The sequence below is a fragment of the Microbacterium sp. 2FI genome (assembly GCF_005502885.1).
Taxonomy (GTDB): Bacteria; Actinomycetota; Actinomycetes; order Actinomycetales; family Microbacteriaceae; genus Microbacterium.
The window spans coordinates 17,821-33,977 of sequence record NZ_SCMR01000005.1; the positions used below are offsets into that span (position 1 = coordinate 17,821).

Consider the following 16,157-nt stretch of genomic DNA (forward strand, 5'->3'; position numbering starts at 1 on the left):
ATCAGCGTGCATCAGCCCTTGACCGCCCCCGACACGAGCCCACCGGTCATACGACCCTGGACGAAGAGGAAGAAGACGACGACCGGGATCGCGATCATGGTGGACCCGGCCATGACGGCGCCCCAGTTGACCGAGCCCCCGACGGAGGACGACTGGAAGGCGTTCAGCCACGGCATGAGAGTGAGGTTGTACCCGCTCATCAGCAGCAGCGCCATCGTGAACTCGTTCCATGCCTGGATGAAGGCGAAGATTCCGGTGGAGACCAGGCCCGGTGCGAGCAGCGGAAAGGTGACCTTCCAGAACGCCTGCGACTTCGTGCACCCGTCGATCATGGCGGCCTCTTCGAGGTCTGCCGGGACGCCGGCGACGAAGCCCCGCAGCGTCCAGATCGTGAACGGGATCACCGCGGCCGTGTAGACGATGCCGAGGCCGAGCATGGTGTTGATCAGGCGCCAGTCGTCCAGCATCCCGTAGATGGTGAACATCATCGCCTCGCCCGGGATCATCTGCACGATCAGCACCGAGACGATGAAGGTGCGACGACCCTTGAAGCGGAAGCGCGCGAGTGCCACCGAGGCGAGGAAGGCGAACAGGAGCGCCGCCACCAGCACGCCGGCGGTCACCGTGAGTGTCGTGCCGAGCGCGTGCGGGAAGTCGGTCTGCCCCTGGGCGGCCTCGCGGGTCCACGCCGTCACGAAGTTGTTGAACGTGAGGTGGATCGGCACGAAGCTGGGGGTGCGCGTGATGATCTCGGACGTCGGCGTGAGCGCGAGGTTGATCATCCAGTACACCGGGAAGACCGACATCACGAAGACGATCAACGCGGCGATGTTGAGCGCCGTGCGGGTCACCACACGGCGGCCCGAGGGCCGGCGCGCCTGGATCGAGCCGCGCTTGGGACGCTTTGCGTTGCCGACCTCGCCGATGACCTCGTCGACGCCGACCGTCGTCAGCTGCGTGCCGACGCTGACCTGAGTGCTCACAGCTCTTCCTCCTTGAGCGTGGTGCGCACGTACCCCCATGAGAGGACGAGCAGCAGAATGACCATGACCACGCCGATGGCGGCGGTGCTGCCGAACTCGCCCACTCCCTGACGGAAGAGGTAGGTGCCGAGCACATTGGTCTCGGATGCGAGTCCGCCGCGCTCCTGCAGGGAGTAGACCTGCGTGAAGATGCGGAGGTTCCAGATGATCTGGAGCACGAGGACGACGGTGAGGATGCTGCGGAGGTACGGGAAGACGACGAGCCAGAACCGCTTCCAGCCGGTCGAGCCGTCGAGCGCCGCGGCCTCGAGCACCTCACCGGGCACCTGGCCGAGTCCGGCATAGGTGGTGAACGCCACGAACGGGATGCCCTGCCAGACCACGATGATCGTGAGGACGAAGAAGAACGACCAGGGGTTCAGCAGCCACGAGTGGTTCGTCCAGTTCTCGGTGCCCGTGATGGTGTTGAGCATCCAGTTCACGAGACCGTACTGCGTGTCGAAGATCCAGCCCCACACGACCGTCGCCGTCAGGGGCGGCATCGCCCACGCCAGCAGCAGTCCGACCGAGACGGTGATCCGCCACGTGCGACTGAGTCGCGTCATCAGGATCGCGACGAGCACGCCCAAGACGATGATGAGCACGGTGAGCACGACCATGATCCCGAGGCTGCGCATCAGCACCGCCGGGAAGTCGGACTTCGTGACCAGGTCGGTGTAGTTCTGGAGGCCGATGAACTCCGGCCACGTGCCCTGCACCTTGTTCTTGACGGTGTAGTCGGTGAACGACTGGATCACCATCAGCACGGCCGGGTAGCCGACCATGACGCCGAGGATGATCAGGGACGGGCCGAGCAGGCCCCAGGCACCGCGCGCCTCAGCGCGGGCGCGGCGCTTCTCGCGCGAGACGGACGGTCGGGCGCTGCGCGGTGCCTTCTCGGCTCCGCGCACCGCGGTTGCGGTGTCGCTCATGTCGTCTCCTTCCTGCAGGTGGGGTGGGCATGCTTCGCAGGCCCACGTATGGGTTCGTGTGGACGGGACCGGTCTCCAGGTCAGATGCAGGCGAGCGGATGCCGCACTCCTGAGTCTGGCCAGGCAATCGGTCCGTGGCGAGGGGTCCCGGCCCCGGAGAACCGGGACCCCTCACTGCGGAATTACTTGTTGAGGATCTCTTCGATCGCCGCGTCGAGCTCGGTCGCGATCTCCTCGACGTCGCCGCCCTGAGCGATCTTGACGAGCGCGTCGGGGATGATCTGCGCCGACTCGACCTCAGCCCAGTTGGGGCTGGTGGGGGTGAACTTCGAGTTGGCGAGCGCCGCGGCCTGAGCCTTGGCGATCGCGGTGTCGGGGAGGAACTCCGCCGCCGACTTGATTCCCGGGGTCAGGCCCTGCTCGGCGAGCAGCTTCTGGTAGCCCTCCGAGAGCATGATCTTCAGCGCAGCCTTGGCCTTCTCGGGCGAGTCGCTCTTGTACGCGACGCCGATGTTCGATCCACCCGCGAAGACCGGAGCGGTCTCACCGGCGGTCGCACCCGGGAGCGCGAACGCGTCGAGGTCCTTCGCGTAGGTGTCGGGGCAGCCGGCCGAGACTTCCTCGCCCGCCGCCTCGTCGCCCCACGGCCAAGCGCCCGTGAGGTTGCCTGCGGCCCACGCGGGGCTCATGAGGTACGCGGCCTCGCCCGCGCAGAACGCGATGTTGCCGAGACGCTCGTCACCGTCGACCGGGGCGACCGAGGCGTTGAGGTAGACGTCCTGGAGGAGGTTGAGGCCCTCGAGGCTCTCGTCGCTGGACAGCTGCGCGTCCCACTCCTCGCCGTCCTGGACGGCGATCTCGCCGCCGAAGGTCCAGACGTAGGCCAGAGCGTCGTACCAGTCCTTGCCCGGGGCGTAGATGCCCGAGACGGTGTCGGTCGTCAGCGTCTTGGCGTGCTCGACGAAGTCCTCGAGGGTCTCGGGGATCTCGGCGCCGGCCATGCTGGGCGAGTAGAAGATGACGCTGCCACCGGCGTAGTACGGAGCCGCGTACAGCGCGTCCTCGTACGTGCCGGCGTCGACGAGACCGGCGAGCAGGTCGTCGCCGCCCAGATCTTCCTTGATGTCGGTGATGTCGAGCAGCAGACCCGCGTCGGCGAAGCCGAGTGCCTGGGTGTTGCCGACCTCGACGAGGTCGGGAGCGTCGTTGCTGGACAGTGCCGCGGTGTACGTGTCGTTGGTGTCAGCCCACGTCTTCTCCTCGATCGTGAGCGTCCAGCCCTCGTTCTCGTCCTCGAACGTCTCCTTGAGGTAGTCGCGCGCGGTCGGCGGCGTATCCGTACCCACGAGCCACACGGTCAGGTCGCCGGTCGAGGGCTCGCTGGGAGCGGGGGCACCGCTGCCACCTGCGCAACCGGCGAGAAGGACCGCCGAAGCGCCGACGAGCGCGATTGCTCCGAGCTTCTTGTTCATGGTGTCTTCCTTGTTTCTCTCTTGATGGTTACCGGGGGGTCGGGTGACCCGTCCGGGGGGGATTCCTGCTGGTTCGGGGGGATCCAGCCGAAGCAGGGTGTGTCGCTACGACACCCCGAGTTGTCCGGAAAGGACCATGACGGCGGCACCTCGCAGGACGATGTCCTGGCCTTGCGCCGTCATCCTCACCCGCACGCCGTCGTGAAACTGCGCGAGCGTCCGGGAGCGGAGGGTCTCGACGGCCTGCTCTGCGAGCGGGCCGTCGAGAAGTTCGGTGGGGCCGGAGAGGATGATCTCCGACAGGTCGAGAACGCCGACGACGGGAGCCAGGGCGATGCCCAGCCGCTCCCCCGCGTCGCGGAGGATCCCGTCGCGCTCTTCGGGAGTGGGTGCCGCGGCCAGCCGCGCGGTGAGCGCGGGCGCAGACAGCCACGCCTCGAGGCATCCGATCTTGCCGCACACGCATTCGGGGCCGCCGTCGGTGCCGACGGTGACGTGGCCGATCTCGCCCGCCGCGAAACGGCTGCCGCGCATGGGCTGACCGCTGGCGAGGAGGCCCGAGCCGACACCGCGGCCGACCTTCACCAGCAGCACGTCGTCACGAGCGCCGCCGAAGGTGTACTCGGCGAGCACCGCGGCGTTGGCGTCGTTGGCGACCAGCACCGGGAGGCCCAGCGCGGACTGCAGTTCCCCCTCGAGGTCGAAGCCGGCCCAGCCGAGGTTCGGCGCGCTGAGGATCACGCCGTGGTCGTCCACGACACCGGGTGTGCCGACGCCGATGCCGAGCACGGGAGCGTGCGAGTCGGCGACGAGGGCGCGGGCCAGGTCGATCACGGTCGAGACGAGGTCTGCAGCCTCCGGCAGCGCGACCTCGCGCCGCACGACGATGTCGCCGTCGAGGGTCAGCACCGCTCCGCTCAGGCTGTCGCTGCCCGACAGGTCGAGCCCGACGATGCGGTGGCCGTCGCGGTCGAGGTCGAGGAGGATGGCGGGCTTGCCCGGGCCGGATGCCTCGCGCACACCCTTATCGGCGACGAACCCGTCGGAGATGAGTTCGGCGACCAGATCCGAGATCGTGACGCGTGTGAGGCCCGTCTCTCGCGAGAGGTCGGCGCGGCTCATTGCGCCCTGGTGGAACAGGGTCTGCAGCACGAGCGCGCGGTTGTGGCCGCGGGCGTGCTCGGGAAGGACCTTGGAACCCTGGCGCAGGGCGCGACCGGGTCCGAAGGAACGGCCGTTCCCGTGAGAGGTAGGGTGCGGCGACTCGAGTGTGGAAGAGCCGCGCTGCACTTCCGATGCAGACATGTTTGTTAGTAGACCTTACGAACAAACAATCCGCAACCCGTTCCGCCAATTTGAACGGCGTGTTTACAAAACTGTTACACAGCGTGATCAGCTCGTCGCGGATCGCGTCTCGCCTAGTCTGGAACGATGACGCCGTCGCTCCTGCCCCGCCGCATCGCCGCCGTGACGATAGCAGTCGTCGCCGTATTCGGCGTCACCGCCTGCTCCGCCTTCCCTCTCGGCGGCCCCGCCGCCTCCGAGACCGCGGCTCCGAGCGAGGCCGATGCAAGCGGCGACGAGGGCCAGAGCACACAGGACGCGTGCGCCCTCGTGCAGGAGACGATCGAAGAGGCGACCGCCGAGTTCGACAACCTCGACGCCGAGAACCCCGCGGCCGTCGTCGAGGCGATGGAGGCGGCCGCCCAGAGCCTGGCCGACGTCTCATCGGAGGTCACGAACGACGAGGTCGCGGCGCTCCTGCCGTCGCTCGAGTCCATGTTCGAGCAGGTCTCGGAGGTTATGGCCGCGATCGTCGCGGGCGAGACCGACAAGCTCACCGAGCTCTCGGACCTCGGCACCAGCTTCCAGGAGACGACGACCCAGTTCCAGGAGCTCTGCGCGGCCTGATCCGCCGGCCGAGTCAAGCGGCTCCGGCATCCCCCTCCCCCGCACGCGCGACGTGCATGCGCGCACCCGCATGCACGTCCCTTACCATGGGAGCTACGTCTTAAGCTGCCGGGGGGTGATGACGTGACGGATCTGGCGACCAAGCCGGGCGCGGAGAGCGCCTCTGCCGAAGACGCGACGCTCGAAGAGACCGCGCCGATCACGGATGCCGATGACATCGATTCGGGCGATCCCGGGTCCCCCACCTACGCGTGGGCGCCGGCAGAGCCCCAGCCCCGCAAGCGCCGCACCGGCCTGTGGATCGGGCTCGCCGCAGGCGGCGCGGTCGTCGCACTCGTGGCGTCGTCTCTCGTCCTCATCGCGCCGGGAACCTCGATCGCCGGCGTCTCGGTCGGCGGGCTCACGCCCGGTGCCGCGGCGGAAGCCATCCAGCAGCGTCTCGCCGACACCGTCATCGTCCTCACCGGTGACGGCGGCGACGCCGAAGTGACCGGTGCCGATCTCGGCGCATCCGTCGACGCCGCAGGGCTGTCCGAAGCGGCGTTCGCCGCGAACCCGATGTGGAATCTCGGGGCCTGGTTCCCGGCATCCGTCGATGCGAACGTGCGCCTCGAAGCGGATGCCGCCAACTCGGCGCTTCGCGCCGCGGCGCCCGATCTCTACACCGACCCCGTCGACGCGACGCTCGCGTTCGACGCGGCTGCGGCGACCTACGTCACGACCCCGGCCGTCGACGGCGCCGGCGTCGACATCGACGCCGTGCGCGAGGCCCTGCAGACGGCCTTCGCCGCCGGCGAGACCCGTGTCGAACTCGACGCGACGCTGGCCGCGGTGACGCCCGGCACCCCGACATTCGTCGCGGAGTCGACAGCCGCCACCCTCAACAGCGTGCTCGACGACGCCGGGTTCTATGTCGGCGCGGAGCGCACCGTTCCGATCGACCGCGCGGTCGCGGCATCCTGGCTCACCGTCACTCCCGGCGAACGCGGCACCTTCGACATCTCGGCAGACGAGGCCGCGATCGAAGAGGTCGTCGGGACGCTCGCCGCCGCCGTCGATCGCGAGAAGGTCGACGCGTCGGTGATCACCGATTCCGACGGTGCGGTGCTGCGCGAGATCACCGCCGGCGTCAACGGCCGCACGCTCGGCGACACGTCCGATGTGGCCGGCGAGTTCGCGGCGGCGCTGGCCGGCGGCGACGGCTCGTACGAGCTGCCGGTCACCGAGACCGAATTCGCCACCAGCGCGGTCGCACGGCGCATCGAGGTCGACCTCGGCGCTCAGCGCGCGTACCTGTTCGAGAACGGCAAGGTCATCCAGTCGTACGCGGTCTCGTCTGGTCTTCCCGGCACTCCGACGTTCACCGGCAGCTACCGCATGTTCGCGAAGGTGCCGATGCAGGACATGGGCTGCTTCGAGGGCGCGCCGTACTGCACCGAGAACGTGCCGTGGGTGTCGTACTACAACGGCGACCAGGCGCTGCACGGCGCCTACTGGCACAACAACTTCGGCAACCAGATGAGCCACGGCTGCGTGAACCTTCCCGTCGACATCGCGAAGTTCGTCTACGACTGGGCTCCGATCGGCACCGAGGTGTGGGTTCACGCCTGACCCGTCGTGCCGGATGCGGCCACCCCCGCATCCGGCACGCTGCACGGATCAGCCGATCGCGTCGATGATCTCGTTGAAGGTCGCCGACGGGCGCATGACGGCCACCACGCGCTCGGTGTCGGGTCGGTAGTACCCGCCCACGTCGGCGGGCGAACCCTGCGCGGCGTTGAGCTCGGCGACGATCTCGCCTTCGCTCGCGGCGAGCTTCGCGGCGATCGGGGCGAACGCCGCCGCCAGCTCGGGATCGGCCTGCTGGGCCGCGAGCTCCTGCACCCAGTACAGGGCCAGGTAGAAGTGGCTGCCGCGGTTGTCGATCGTGCCGAGCGCACGACCCGGCGACTTGTCGTTCTCGAGGAAGGTGCCCGTCGCGGCATCCAGCGTGTCGGCCAGCACCTTCGCCTTGGCGTTGCCGGTGAAGGTCGCGAGGTGCTCGAACGACGCCGCCAGCGCGAAGAACTCGCCCAGCGAGTCCCAGCGCAGGTAGTTCTCCTCGACGAGCTGCTGCACGTGCTTGGGCGCGGAGCCGCCGGCACCGGTCTCGAACAGACCACCGCCCGCGAGCAGCGGCACGATCGAGAGCATCTTGGCGCTGGTGCCGACCTCGAGGATCGGGAACAGGTCGGTGAGGTAGTCGCGCAGCACGTTGCCGGTGACCGAGATGGTGTCCAGGCCATGGCGCATGCGCGCCAGCGTGTAGCGGGTCGCCTCTTCCGGCGCGAGGATCGCGATCTGGATGCCGTGGGTGTCGATCAGGGCGAGCGCCTGGTGCACCTTCGCGATGAGCTGGGCGTCGTGCGAGCGGTTGACGTCGAGCCAGAACACGGCAGGGTCCCCCGTGGCACGCGCGCGCTTGACGGCCAGGCGCACCCAGTCCATGACGGCGATGTGCTTCGTCTGGGTCGCACGCCAGATGTCGCCGGTCTCGACGTCGTGCTCGATGAGCACCTCGCCCGCCGAGTCGAGGATCTGCACGACGCCGGGCGCGGCGATCTCGAACGTCTTGTCGTGACTGCCGTACTCCTCGGCGGCCTGCGCCATGAGGCCGACGTTGGGGACGGTGCCGATCGTGGCGGGGTCGAGCGGTCCGTTCGCGATGACGTCGTCGATCGTCGCCTGGTAGACGCTCGCGTACGACGAGTCGGGGATCACGGCGAGCGTGTCGTCCTCGCCTCCGTCTGCACCCCAGAGCTTGCCGCCGTTGCGGACGAGCGCCGGCATCGACGCGTCGACGATGACGTCGGAGGGCACGTGAAGGTTCGTGATGCCCTTGTCGGAGTTGGTGTACGACAGGCGGGGGCCACGCTCGAGGTCTGCGGCGAAGGCGGCTGCGATCTCGTCGCCGCCCTCGACCTCACCGAGCCCGGCGAGGATCGACCCGAGACCGTTGTTCGGGGTCAGGCCGGCCGCCGCGAGACGCTCGCCGTACTTCTCGAACACGTCGGGGAAGTAGGCCTTGACGACGTGCCCGAAGATGATCGGGTCGCTGACCTTCATCATGGTCGCCTTGAGGTGCACCGAGTAGAGGACGTCGGCGGATGCCGCGGCCTCGAGTGTCTCGGCGAGGAACGCGTCGAGGGCTGCCGCCGACAGGAACGTCGCGTCGATGATCTCGCGCGGGAGCACCTTGAGGTCGTCCTTGAGGACCGTCACGGTGCCGTCGGCGGCGACGTGACGCACCGTGAGCACGTCGTCGTGGGCTGCGACCCACGACTTCTCGTTCGACTTGAAGTCGTCGTGGCCCATCGTCGCGACGCGAGTCTTCGACCCATCCGCGAACGGCTTGTTGCGGTGGGGGTGCTTGCGTGCGTAGTTCTTCACCGACAGGGGTGCCCGGCGGTCGCTGTTGCCCTCGCGGAGCACCGGGTTGACGGCCGACCCCTTGATGCGGTCGTAGCGCGCCCGCACGTCCTTCTCTTCGAGCGTCTGGGGCTCGTCGGGGTACTCGGGGATGTCGAATCCGCTCGCGCGGAGCTCGGCGATCGCGGCCTTGAGCTGCGGGATCGAAGCCGAGATGTTGGGGAGCTTGATGATGTTCGCCTCGGGGAGCGTGGCGAGACCGCCGAGCTCTGCCAAGGCGTCGCCCACCTGCTGCTCAGGCGTCAGATTCTGCGGGAATGCCGCCAGCACACGGCCGGCGAGCGAGATGTCGCGGGTCTCGATGTCGACGCCCGCCTGGCCTGCGACGGCCTGCACGATCGGGAGGAAAGATGCTGTCGCGAGAGCCGGAGCCTCGTCGGTGTAGGTGTAGATGATGGTGGAGTCGGTCACCGGTCTCGTCTTTCGTTCGGGGCGTCCGATCAGCCTATCGCACGAGGCGAAACTATCTCGACGTCGAGATAGTTTGGCGCGCACCCCCGCGTGAAATCCTCGTTAAGGTGCGATCACGATCGTGCTCGCGATGTGCATCCGGGCTAGCCTGTGCGTATGGCAGAGTTCCGACTGGTCGAACTGTCCGCTTCGACGATCGTGGCGGTCAACAACCTGTCGCTCAAGCCCGGGCAGGAGCAATTCCTGGCACCGGTGAGCTACGGCATCGCAGCGACGGTCGTGAACCCGCAGACCACGTGGCAGCGGGTCGTGCTCGACGGCGACGAGGTCGTGGCGTTCGTGAGTGCGAACTTCGACGGCGAGGCTCCGGTCGAGCATTTCCAGTCGGTGCTGTGGCGCATCAACGTCGACGCCGATGACCAGGGTCGCGGCGTCGGCCGCTACGCCGTCGAACAGCTTCTCGCCGAGGCCCGCGAGCGCGGCATGGACCGCGTCGACGTCATCTACGAGGCAGGCGAAGGCGGCCCCGAGGCATTCTTCGCGCGTGTGGGGTTCACGCCGGTGGGCGAGACCGAGTACGGTGAAGTGATCGCGGAGATCAGGCTCTAGTTCCCGGAGCTCCGCACGCCCGAATCACGCAGCGACGACATCCCGTTCCCGGGCACCACAGACCGGCGGCGGGGCCTCGAATACCCCTCCCCCATCGAGGCCCCGTCGCCTTTGTGATGCCCGTCGCCTTCGTGATCCGCAGAGCCGCCGGCTTCCCGGCGGCCCCACGGATCAGACCAGCGACTCGCGCCAGGCTGCGTGCAGCCGGGCGAACTTCCCGTCGCCCCCGATGAGGTTGTCGGGAGTGTCGTCCTCGATGATCCGGCCGTGCTCCATCACCAGCACGCGGTCGGCGATCGCAACCGTCGACAGGCGGTGCGCGATGATGATCGCCGTGCGGTCCGCCAGGAGCGTCTGGAGCGCGTCCTGGATCATCCGCTCGCTCGGGATGTCGAGCGACGCCGTCGCCTCGTCGAGGATCAGCACGGCCGGGTCGGCGAGGAACGCGCGGGCGAACGAGATCAGCTGCCGCTGACCGGCCGACACCCGGCCGCCGCGCTTGTTGACGTCGGTGCCGTAGCCGTCCGGCAGCGCCTCGATGAACGCGTCCGCTCCCACCGCGCGCGCCGCGGCCTTGATCTCGTCGAGCGTCGCGTCGGGCTTGCCGAGCGCGATGTTGTCGGCGACGGTTCCGCTGAACAGGTAGGCCTCCTGCGTGACCATGACGATCGCGCGGCGGAGATCCTTCGGGTGCAGGCGACGCAGGTCGATGCCGTCGAGCGTCACGGCGCCGTGTGTCGGGTCGTAGAACCGCGACACGAGCTTCGCAAGCGTCGACTTGCCCGCACCCGTCGTGCCGACGAGCGCGATGGTCTGGCCGGCGGGGATGTCGAGCGTGAAGTCCGGAAGGATCACGCGATCGTCGGAGTAGCCGAAGAGCACATCGTCGAAGCGGATGCCGCCGCGCGCGCGCCAGAGATCGACGGGCTTGGCCGGGTCGGGCACGGTCGGCTCCTCTTCGAGGACGCCCGACACTTTCTCCAGGGCAGCGGTCGCCGACTGGTACGAGTTCAGGAAGAACGCGACCTCCTGCAGCGGCGCGAAGAAGTTGCGCACGTACAGGACGGCGGCCAGCAGCGTTCCGATCAGGAGCGTGCCGTCGACGACGCGGATGCCACCCCACAGCAGCACGAGCGCGACCGACACCGACGCGACCGCCATGAGTCCGGGCTCGAACGTGCCGAAGAGGCGGATCGAGCGCATGTTCACGTCGCGGTAGTCCAGTGCGAGACCACCGAATTCGTCGTCGTTGCGCACCTCCTTGCGGAACGCCTTCACAGCGCGGATGCCGGTCATCGTCTCGACGAACTTCACGATCACCTGTGCGCTGATCACGCGGGACTCGCGGTAGACGAGCTGCGAGCGCGTGTAGAACCATCGCATCAGGAGGAAGAGCGGAACGCCCGCCGCGATGAGGATGACGCCGGACTGCCAGTCGATGATCAGCAGCATGATGAGCGTGAACGCACCGAACAGGATGCCGGAGACCAGCTCGTTGAGACCGCCGTCGAGCAGCTCGCGAATGGTGTCGAGGTCGCTCGTCTGGCGCGAGATGATGCGGCCCGACGTGTACGACTCGTGGAACTCGAGGCTCAGCCGCTGCGTGTGCAGGAAGATGCGCTTGCGGAGGTCGAGCATCACGGCCTGCGTGAGCCGCGCGGCGACCACGACGTACCAGCCGATGAGCACGGCACCGCCGATCGCCGTCACGAGGTACACGAGCACGACGCCGATGGTCGGCAGCCAGTTCATCTGGTCGACGGCCGCGGGCAGCGCCGTGTTGAGGCCGTACGCGATCAGCGCGGGACCGGCCACCCGGAGCGCGGTCGAGACGATGAGCACGGAGGCGGCGAGCACGAGCTGCCACCGCAGCGGCGAGACGAGCGAGCCGAGAAGCCGCAGCGACCGGCGGCGGATGGCGCGACTCTCGTCGCGCGAGTAGTCGGAGCGGTCTTCGCCGCTGGTTCCAGTGACGGTGGCGGTGCTCACAGGGTCACCTCCCTTTCTCGCATGCGGGTTTGCTCGTCCTCGAGGCTCGAGATCACGTGGCGGTAGTGCTCGCTCTCGCGGAGCAGATCCGAGTGGCGGCCGACCGCGGTGATGCGTCCCGCCTCCAGCAGCGCGACGCGGTCTGCGAGCATGACCGTCGAGGGGCGGTGCGCCACGACGAGCGCGGTGGTCGCGTGCAGCACCTCGCGCAGCGCGTCTTCGACGAGGGCCTCGGTCTCGACGTCGAGCGCCGAGAGCGGGTCGTCGAGCACGAGCACGGCGGGCCGCGCGGCGACGGCGCGCGCGAGCGCGAGACGCTGACGCTGGCCGCCCGAGAGACTCATGCCCTCTTCGCCGATGATCGTGTCGACGCCGTCGGGCAGGTCGTCGACGAATCCCGCCTGAGCGACGCTGAGAGCTTCTCGCAGCACCGCCTCAGCCTCAGCGCTGCCGGGCTCGAGATCCTCGCGTCCGAGCAGCACGTTGTCGCGGACGCTCTGCGAGAACAGGGTCGCGTCCTCGAATGCCATCCCGACGTGGCGGCGCAGCTCTTCGAGCGTGAGGTCGCGGACGTCGACGCCGTCGAGCGTCACGCGTCCGCCCGTCACGTCGTACAGGCGCGCGGGCAGCGTCGTGAGCGTCGTCTTGCCGCTGCCGGTGAGACCGACGAGGGCCATCGTCTCGCCCGGCTCGAGAACGAGGTCGACACCGTTGATGAGATCGCGCTCGCGGGCCGCGGCATCCTGATAGCGGAAGTGGACGTCCTCGAAAACCAGCGCACCGCGCGGGTTCGCGATCGTGGTCGGCGTCTCGGGGTCGACGATCGGGTTGTCCTCGTCGAACACCTCGAAGATGCGGTCGGTCGCGGTGCGTGCGTCGAGCATGAACGAGAAGAGGAAGCCGATCGACTCCATCGGCCAGCGCAGCACCGTCGCCATCGCGAAGAACGCGACGAGCTCGGCGGTGTTGATCTGACCGAGCGCCGCGAGGTAGACGCCCGCGCCGAGGCACAGGGCGAACGCGATGTCGGGAAGCAGCACGAGCCAGAACCAGATCCAGCCGATCGCGCGCGCCTTGTGCAACTCGGTCTCGCGCAGGGTCTCGGCCTGACGGGTGAACTTCTGCAGCGCGTGCTTGCCGCGGCCGAAGGCCTTGAGCACACGGATGCCGTGGACGCTCTCCTCGACCGCGGTCGCGAGGTCGCCGGCCTGGTCCTGACTCTGGCGCGCGAGGCTGCCGTAGGTCTTCTCGAAGCGGTAGCCGGCGTACCAGAGGGGCGCCGAGGTGACGAGGAAGATCGTCCCGAGCAGCCAGTGCCAGCGGAACAGCAGCACCGAGCCCACCGCGATCGTGAGCACGTTGACCACGAGGAGAACGAGGCCGAAGGCGAGCCAGCGGCGCAGCATGCTGATGTCCTGCATCATGCGGCTGAGCAGCTGCCCCGACTGCCAGCGATCGTGGAACGAGACGGGGAGTCGCTGCAGACGGGCGTAGAAGCTCTGGCGGATCTCGTACTCGACGCGGGTCGCGGGGCCCAGCACGAACCAGCGGCGCAGCCACACCATGAGGGCCTCGGCGAGACCGAGGAAGAGGATCGAGACAGACCCCCAGGCGATCAGCGCGATGTCGCCCGAGGCGATCGGGCCGCCGACGATCTGTTCGAGGACGAGAGGCATCGCCAGCGCCAGCAGGCTCGCGCCGAGAGCGCTCGCGGCGCCGAGGGCGAGGCGCGGCAGGACCGGCTTCGCGAAAGGCAGCAGCCTTCCGAGAGCACGCGCGGTGGAGAGTTCGGACCGTTTCGGTTCAGCTTCGGTGGTCATGATCCTTGTGGGGAGGGTGGTGCGAATGCCCTGGTTGGGGCGCGGAGCGCGCTGGGCGCGGCGGAGGTCCTGCGAGAAGGAACGCTCCGGAGTGCGGCGATATGCCGAGACCGGCGGAAGCCGGAAGACGTCGTGGAGCGATTACCCCTGAATGCGAGGGCGCGGGTGTCCTGCACCGCGCGACCCGGCGGCACGGAGGACGAAGACGGTCTTCGCGACGATGGCGGCCTGATACATGGCATCCTCCTGGATCTGCGTGGACGGGGGCTGTGCGCGAGCGCGACAGCCCTCCAGCCTATACCTGAGATTTCGCTGAATGCAACAACCGCTTTCCCACGCGGGAATCAGACCAGGGTGCGTCCGGCCTCGCGGTCGAGCAGGCGGCGCTTGACGTCGAGTCCCCACGCGAAGCCGCCCAGCGCTCCCCCGGTGCGCAGCACGCGATGGCACGGCACGAAGAGGGCCGGCGCGTTGCGCGCGCAGATGGATGCCGCGGCCCGCACGGCCGTCGGGGAACCGAGCACTGCGGCGAACTCGGCGTAGGTGAGCGGATGCCCCGGATCGATCCCGCGCAGCGCGCTCCACCCCGCCAGCTGCATCGCGGTGCCCTGCTGTGCGACGGCGACGGTGTCGATGGCGGCGAGGTCGCCGTCGTAGTACGCGTGAACGGCGGCCGCGGCATCCGTCTCGCCTTCGCGCACGGCGTCGGGGCGCGCCCGCAGCCGGGCGAGGATCGCGTCGGGGTCCGCGGTCCATCCGGAGGCGAGCACCCGCCCGCGCTCGTCGGCGAGGATCGTGAACGCCCCGTCGGCGGTGTCGAGGGTCTGGATGGTGGCGGTGGTCATGAGACGGTCGCTTTCGTACGGGGTGCCGGGCGGGTGGAGGGTCGCGCGACGGGGGCCGCGCGCCAGAGGTGGGCGGTGAGGTAGCTGCGCCAGGGCGCCGTGCGGATCGTCCAGGCGGCGAGCGCCTTCGGGTCGGCGGGGAGACCGGACGCGACGGCCCCCGACCGCACGGCGACATCGCCGGGCAGGAAGACATCGGGGTCGCCCAGCACCCGCATCCGCACATAGTCGGCCGTCCAGGGTCCGATCCCCGGCATCGCGAGGAGTGCGTCGCGCTGCGCAGCGCCGTCGTCGCCCGTGCTGAGTGTCAGGGTGCCGTTCGCGAGTGCCGCGGCGGCGCCCGTGATGGCGCGGGTGCGCGCCGCCGGGCCCCGCAGCACCGCGGCGCCGTGCTCGGCGATCGCGGCCATGGTCGGGAAGAGACGCGCGTGCTCGCCGAACCCCGCGATCTCCTCGCCGAGTGCGGCGGCGAGGGTGGTCAGCGCGGTGCGCGCCGCCGCAACCGTGATCTGCTGCCCCACCATCGCGCGGATGAGCATCTCGTGCGGATCGGCGGCACCAGGGACGCGGATGCCGGGCGTGCGCGCGACGAGCGGAGCGAGCTCGGGATGCCGCGCCAGCGCGTCGTCGATCGCGATCGGGTCGGCATCGAGGTCGAAGAGCCGCCGTGCGCGGGCGACGAGCGAGGACAGGTCCGACAACTGCGTCAGCCGCGCCCGCAGCCGTACGCGCCCCGCGTCGTCGAGCCGCAGCTCGAACCACGCGGGGCCGCCCTCGAGGCGGAGGGTGCGGGCGAACGAAGCCGGGCCGGCGACCTCGATCCCCGCGAGCGCGCGCGCCGACATCCACGCGAACAGTCCGGTCGCGTCGAGCGGTCCGCGGTGGGGCAACACGAGGTCGAGGGCGCCCGGAACGTCGGCCGACGTCTCGACACCCCACCGCTGCGGCCGGCGTGCCCGGAGCTCGAGCGGCGGCATCCCGAAGACCTCGCGCACCGTGTCGTTGAACTGCCGGACGCTCGAGAACCCCGCAGAGTACGCGACATCGGCCGCAGACAGATCGGTGCCGACGAGCAGCATGCGCGCCGTGTGCGCACGCTGTGCGCGGGCGAGGGCAAGGGGTCCCGCGCCGAGTTCCGCCGTGAGCAGCCGCGTGAGGTGGCGGGACGAGTAGCCGAGGCGGCGGGCAAGCCCGGGCACGCCTTCGCGCTCGACGACGCCGTCGGCGATGAGCCGCATCGCTCGCCCGGCGGTGTCGCCCCGCAGGTTCCAGTGCGGCGAGCCGGGCGCGGCCTCGGGCAGGCACCGCTTGCACGCGCGGTAGCCCGCCTCGTGGGCCGCGGCGCTCGTCGGATAGAAGGTCACGTTCACGGGCTTCGGGGTGCGCGCGGGGCAGCTCGGGCGGCAGTAGATGCCGGTGGAGCGGACGGCGGTGACGAACTGTCCGTCGAACCGTGAATCGCGCGAGTCGATCGCGCGATAGCGCTCGTCGAACGTCATCGACGGGACGGCGGCGATCGAGGACATGCATCCAGCCTGACACGGCGTGCGCAGCATCCCTAGCGGAAAACGGACACGGCTGTGAAGGCGGTGGGCGCCCTTCGTCTCGGTCGCTTCGCTCCCTCGCTCAGGGACAGGACCACCCGGTCGCTGAGCGAGCGAAGCGAGACGAAGCGGCA

At 69.2% G+C, this 16,157-nt stretch carries 12 protein-coding genes; 3 read left to right on the forward strand and 9 right to left on the reverse strand.

The genetic code is table 11. The annotated features are described in order from the left end of the window. Nucleotides 1-11: 11 nt before the first annotated feature. From FFS15_RS06310 to FFS15_RS06325, 4 genes are all read right to left on the reverse strand, one after another. The gene (locus tag FFS15_RS06310) at nt 12-983 is read right to left on the reverse strand and encodes a carbohydrate ABC transporter permease (protein WP_137844170.1); all 972 of its coding nucleotides are present in this window, start codon (nt 981-983) and stop codon (nt 12-14) included. Further along, a complete protein-coding gene (locus FFS15_RS06315) occupies nt 980-1,954 on the reverse strand; it encodes a sugar ABC transporter permease (protein ID WP_137844171.1) in 975 nt (324 codons plus the stop codon). Before FFS15_RS06315 ends, FFS15_RS06310 begins: the two co-directional genes overlap by 4 nt. A 182-nt stretch (nt 1,955-2,136) precedes the next feature. Next, complete coding sequence (locus FFS15_RS06320; RefSeq protein ID WP_137844172.1) at nt 2,137-3,426, reverse strand: extracellular solute-binding protein; 1,290 nt, start codon at nt 3,424-3,426, stop codon at nt 2,137-2,139. A gap of 105 nt (nt 3,427-3,531) precedes the next feature. Then, nucleotides 3,532-4,731, reverse strand: coding sequence for an ROK family transcriptional regulator (locus FFS15_RS06325; RefSeq protein ID WP_137844173.1), 1,200 nt, complete (start codon nt 4,729-4,731; stop codon nt 3,532-3,534). Nucleotides 4,732-4,857: 126 nt separating this feature from the next. Between FFS15_RS06325 and FFS15_RS06330 the strand changes: the two genes are divergently transcribed. Next, nucleotides 4,858-5,337, forward strand: a complete 480-nt coding sequence (locus FFS15_RS06330) for a hypothetical protein (RefSeq protein WP_137844174.1) — start codon at nt 4,858-4,860, stop codon at nt 5,335-5,337. Between the two features lie 123 nt (nt 5,338-5,460). Further along, nucleotides 5,461-6,948: a L,D-transpeptidase family protein gene (locus FFS15_RS06335; RefSeq protein WP_137844175.1), complete on the forward strand. Its 1,488-nt coding sequence runs from the start codon at nt 5,461-5,463 to the stop codon at nt 6,946-6,948. Between the two features lie 48 nt (nt 6,949-6,996). Here FFS15_RS06335 and FFS15_RS06340 read toward each other — a convergent pair whose 3' ends face one another. Then, on the reverse strand, nt 6,997-9,216 hold the full coding sequence (locus FFS15_RS06340; protein WP_137844176.1) for an NADP-dependent isocitrate dehydrogenase: 2,220 nt from the start codon (nt 9,214-9,216) through the stop codon (nt 6,997-6,999). 156 nt (nt 9,217-9,372) lie between these two features. Between FFS15_RS06340 and FFS15_RS06345 the strand changes: the two genes are divergently transcribed. Next, nucleotides 9,373-9,825 (forward strand): GNAT family N-acetyltransferase, encoded by a 453-nt coding sequence (locus FFS15_RS06345; RefSeq protein WP_137844177.1) that lies wholly within the window; start codon nt 9,373-9,375, stop codon nt 9,823-9,825. Nucleotides 9,826-9,996: 171 nt separating this feature from the next. On the opposite strand, the gene FFS15_RS06350 is transcribed toward FFS15_RS06345, so the two are convergent. The 4 genes from FFS15_RS06350 to FFS15_RS06365 all read right to left on the reverse strand — a co-directional run bounded on the left by FFS15_RS06350 (nt 9,997) and on the right by FFS15_RS06365 (nt 16,005). Then, nucleotides 9,997-11,814 carry an ABC transporter ATP-binding protein gene (locus FFS15_RS06350; protein ID WP_137844178.1) on the reverse strand — a complete coding sequence of 606 codons (1,818 nt, stop codon included), beginning with the start codon at nt 11,812-11,814 and terminating at the stop codon, nt 9,997-9,999. Then, nucleotides 11,811-13,634 carry an ABC transporter ATP-binding protein gene (locus FFS15_RS06355; RefSeq protein ID WP_137844179.1) on the reverse strand — a complete coding sequence of 608 codons (1,824 nt, stop codon included), beginning with the start codon at nt 13,632-13,634 and terminating at the stop codon, nt 11,811-11,813. Before FFS15_RS06355 ends, FFS15_RS06350 begins: the two co-directional genes overlap by 4 nt. Nucleotides 13,635-13,978: 344 nt before the next feature. Beyond that, the gene (locus FFS15_RS06360; protein WP_137844180.1) at nt 13,979-14,479 is read right to left on the reverse strand and encodes a methylated-DNA--[protein]-cysteine S-methyltransferase; all 501 of its coding nucleotides are present in this window, start codon (nt 14,477-14,479) and stop codon (nt 13,979-13,981) included. After that, nucleotides 14,476-16,005 carry an AlkA N-terminal domain-containing protein gene (locus tag FFS15_RS06365; protein WP_137844181.1) on the reverse strand — a complete coding sequence of 510 codons (1,530 nt, stop codon included), beginning with the start codon at nt 16,003-16,005 and terminating at the stop codon, nt 14,476-14,478. The genes FFS15_RS06360 and FFS15_RS06365 overlap by 4 nt, the downstream gene beginning before the upstream one ends. Nucleotides 16,006-16,157: the final 152 nt, after the last annotated feature.

Excerpts from the sequence above, each read along its gene's own strand:
- FFS15_RS06345 (WP_137844177.1), top strand. The coding sequence starts at position 9,373 with ATGGCAGAGTTCCGACTGGTCGAACTGTCCGCTTCGACGATCGTGGCG.
- FFS15_RS06365 (WP_137844181.1), bottom strand. The coding sequence starts at position 16,005 with ATGTCCTCGATCGCCGCCGTCCCGTCGATGACGTTCGACGAGCGCTAT.
- FFS15_RS06320 (WP_137844172.1), bottom strand. The coding sequence starts at position 3,426 with ATGAACAAGAAGCTCGGAGCAATCGCGCTCGTCGGCGCTTCGGCGGTC.
- FFS15_RS06360 (WP_137844180.1), bottom strand. The coding sequence starts at position 14,479 with ATGACCACCGCCACCATCCAGACCCTCGACACCGCCGACGGGGCGTTC.
- FFS15_RS06330 (WP_137844174.1), top strand. The coding sequence starts at position 4,858 with ATGACGCCGTCGCTCCTGCCCCGCCGCATCGCCGCCGTGACGATAGCA.
- FFS15_RS06325 (WP_137844173.1), bottom strand. The coding sequence starts at position 4,731 with ATGTCTGCATCGGAAGTGCAGCGCGGCTCTTCCACACTCGAGTCGCCG.
- FFS15_RS06315 (WP_137844171.1), bottom strand. The coding sequence starts at position 1,954 with ATGAGCGACACCGCAACCGCGGTGCGCGGAGCCGAGAAGGCACCGCGC.
- FFS15_RS06355 (WP_137844179.1), bottom strand. The coding sequence starts at position 13,634 with ATGACCACCGAAGCTGAACCGAAACGGTCCGAACTCTCCACCGCGCGT.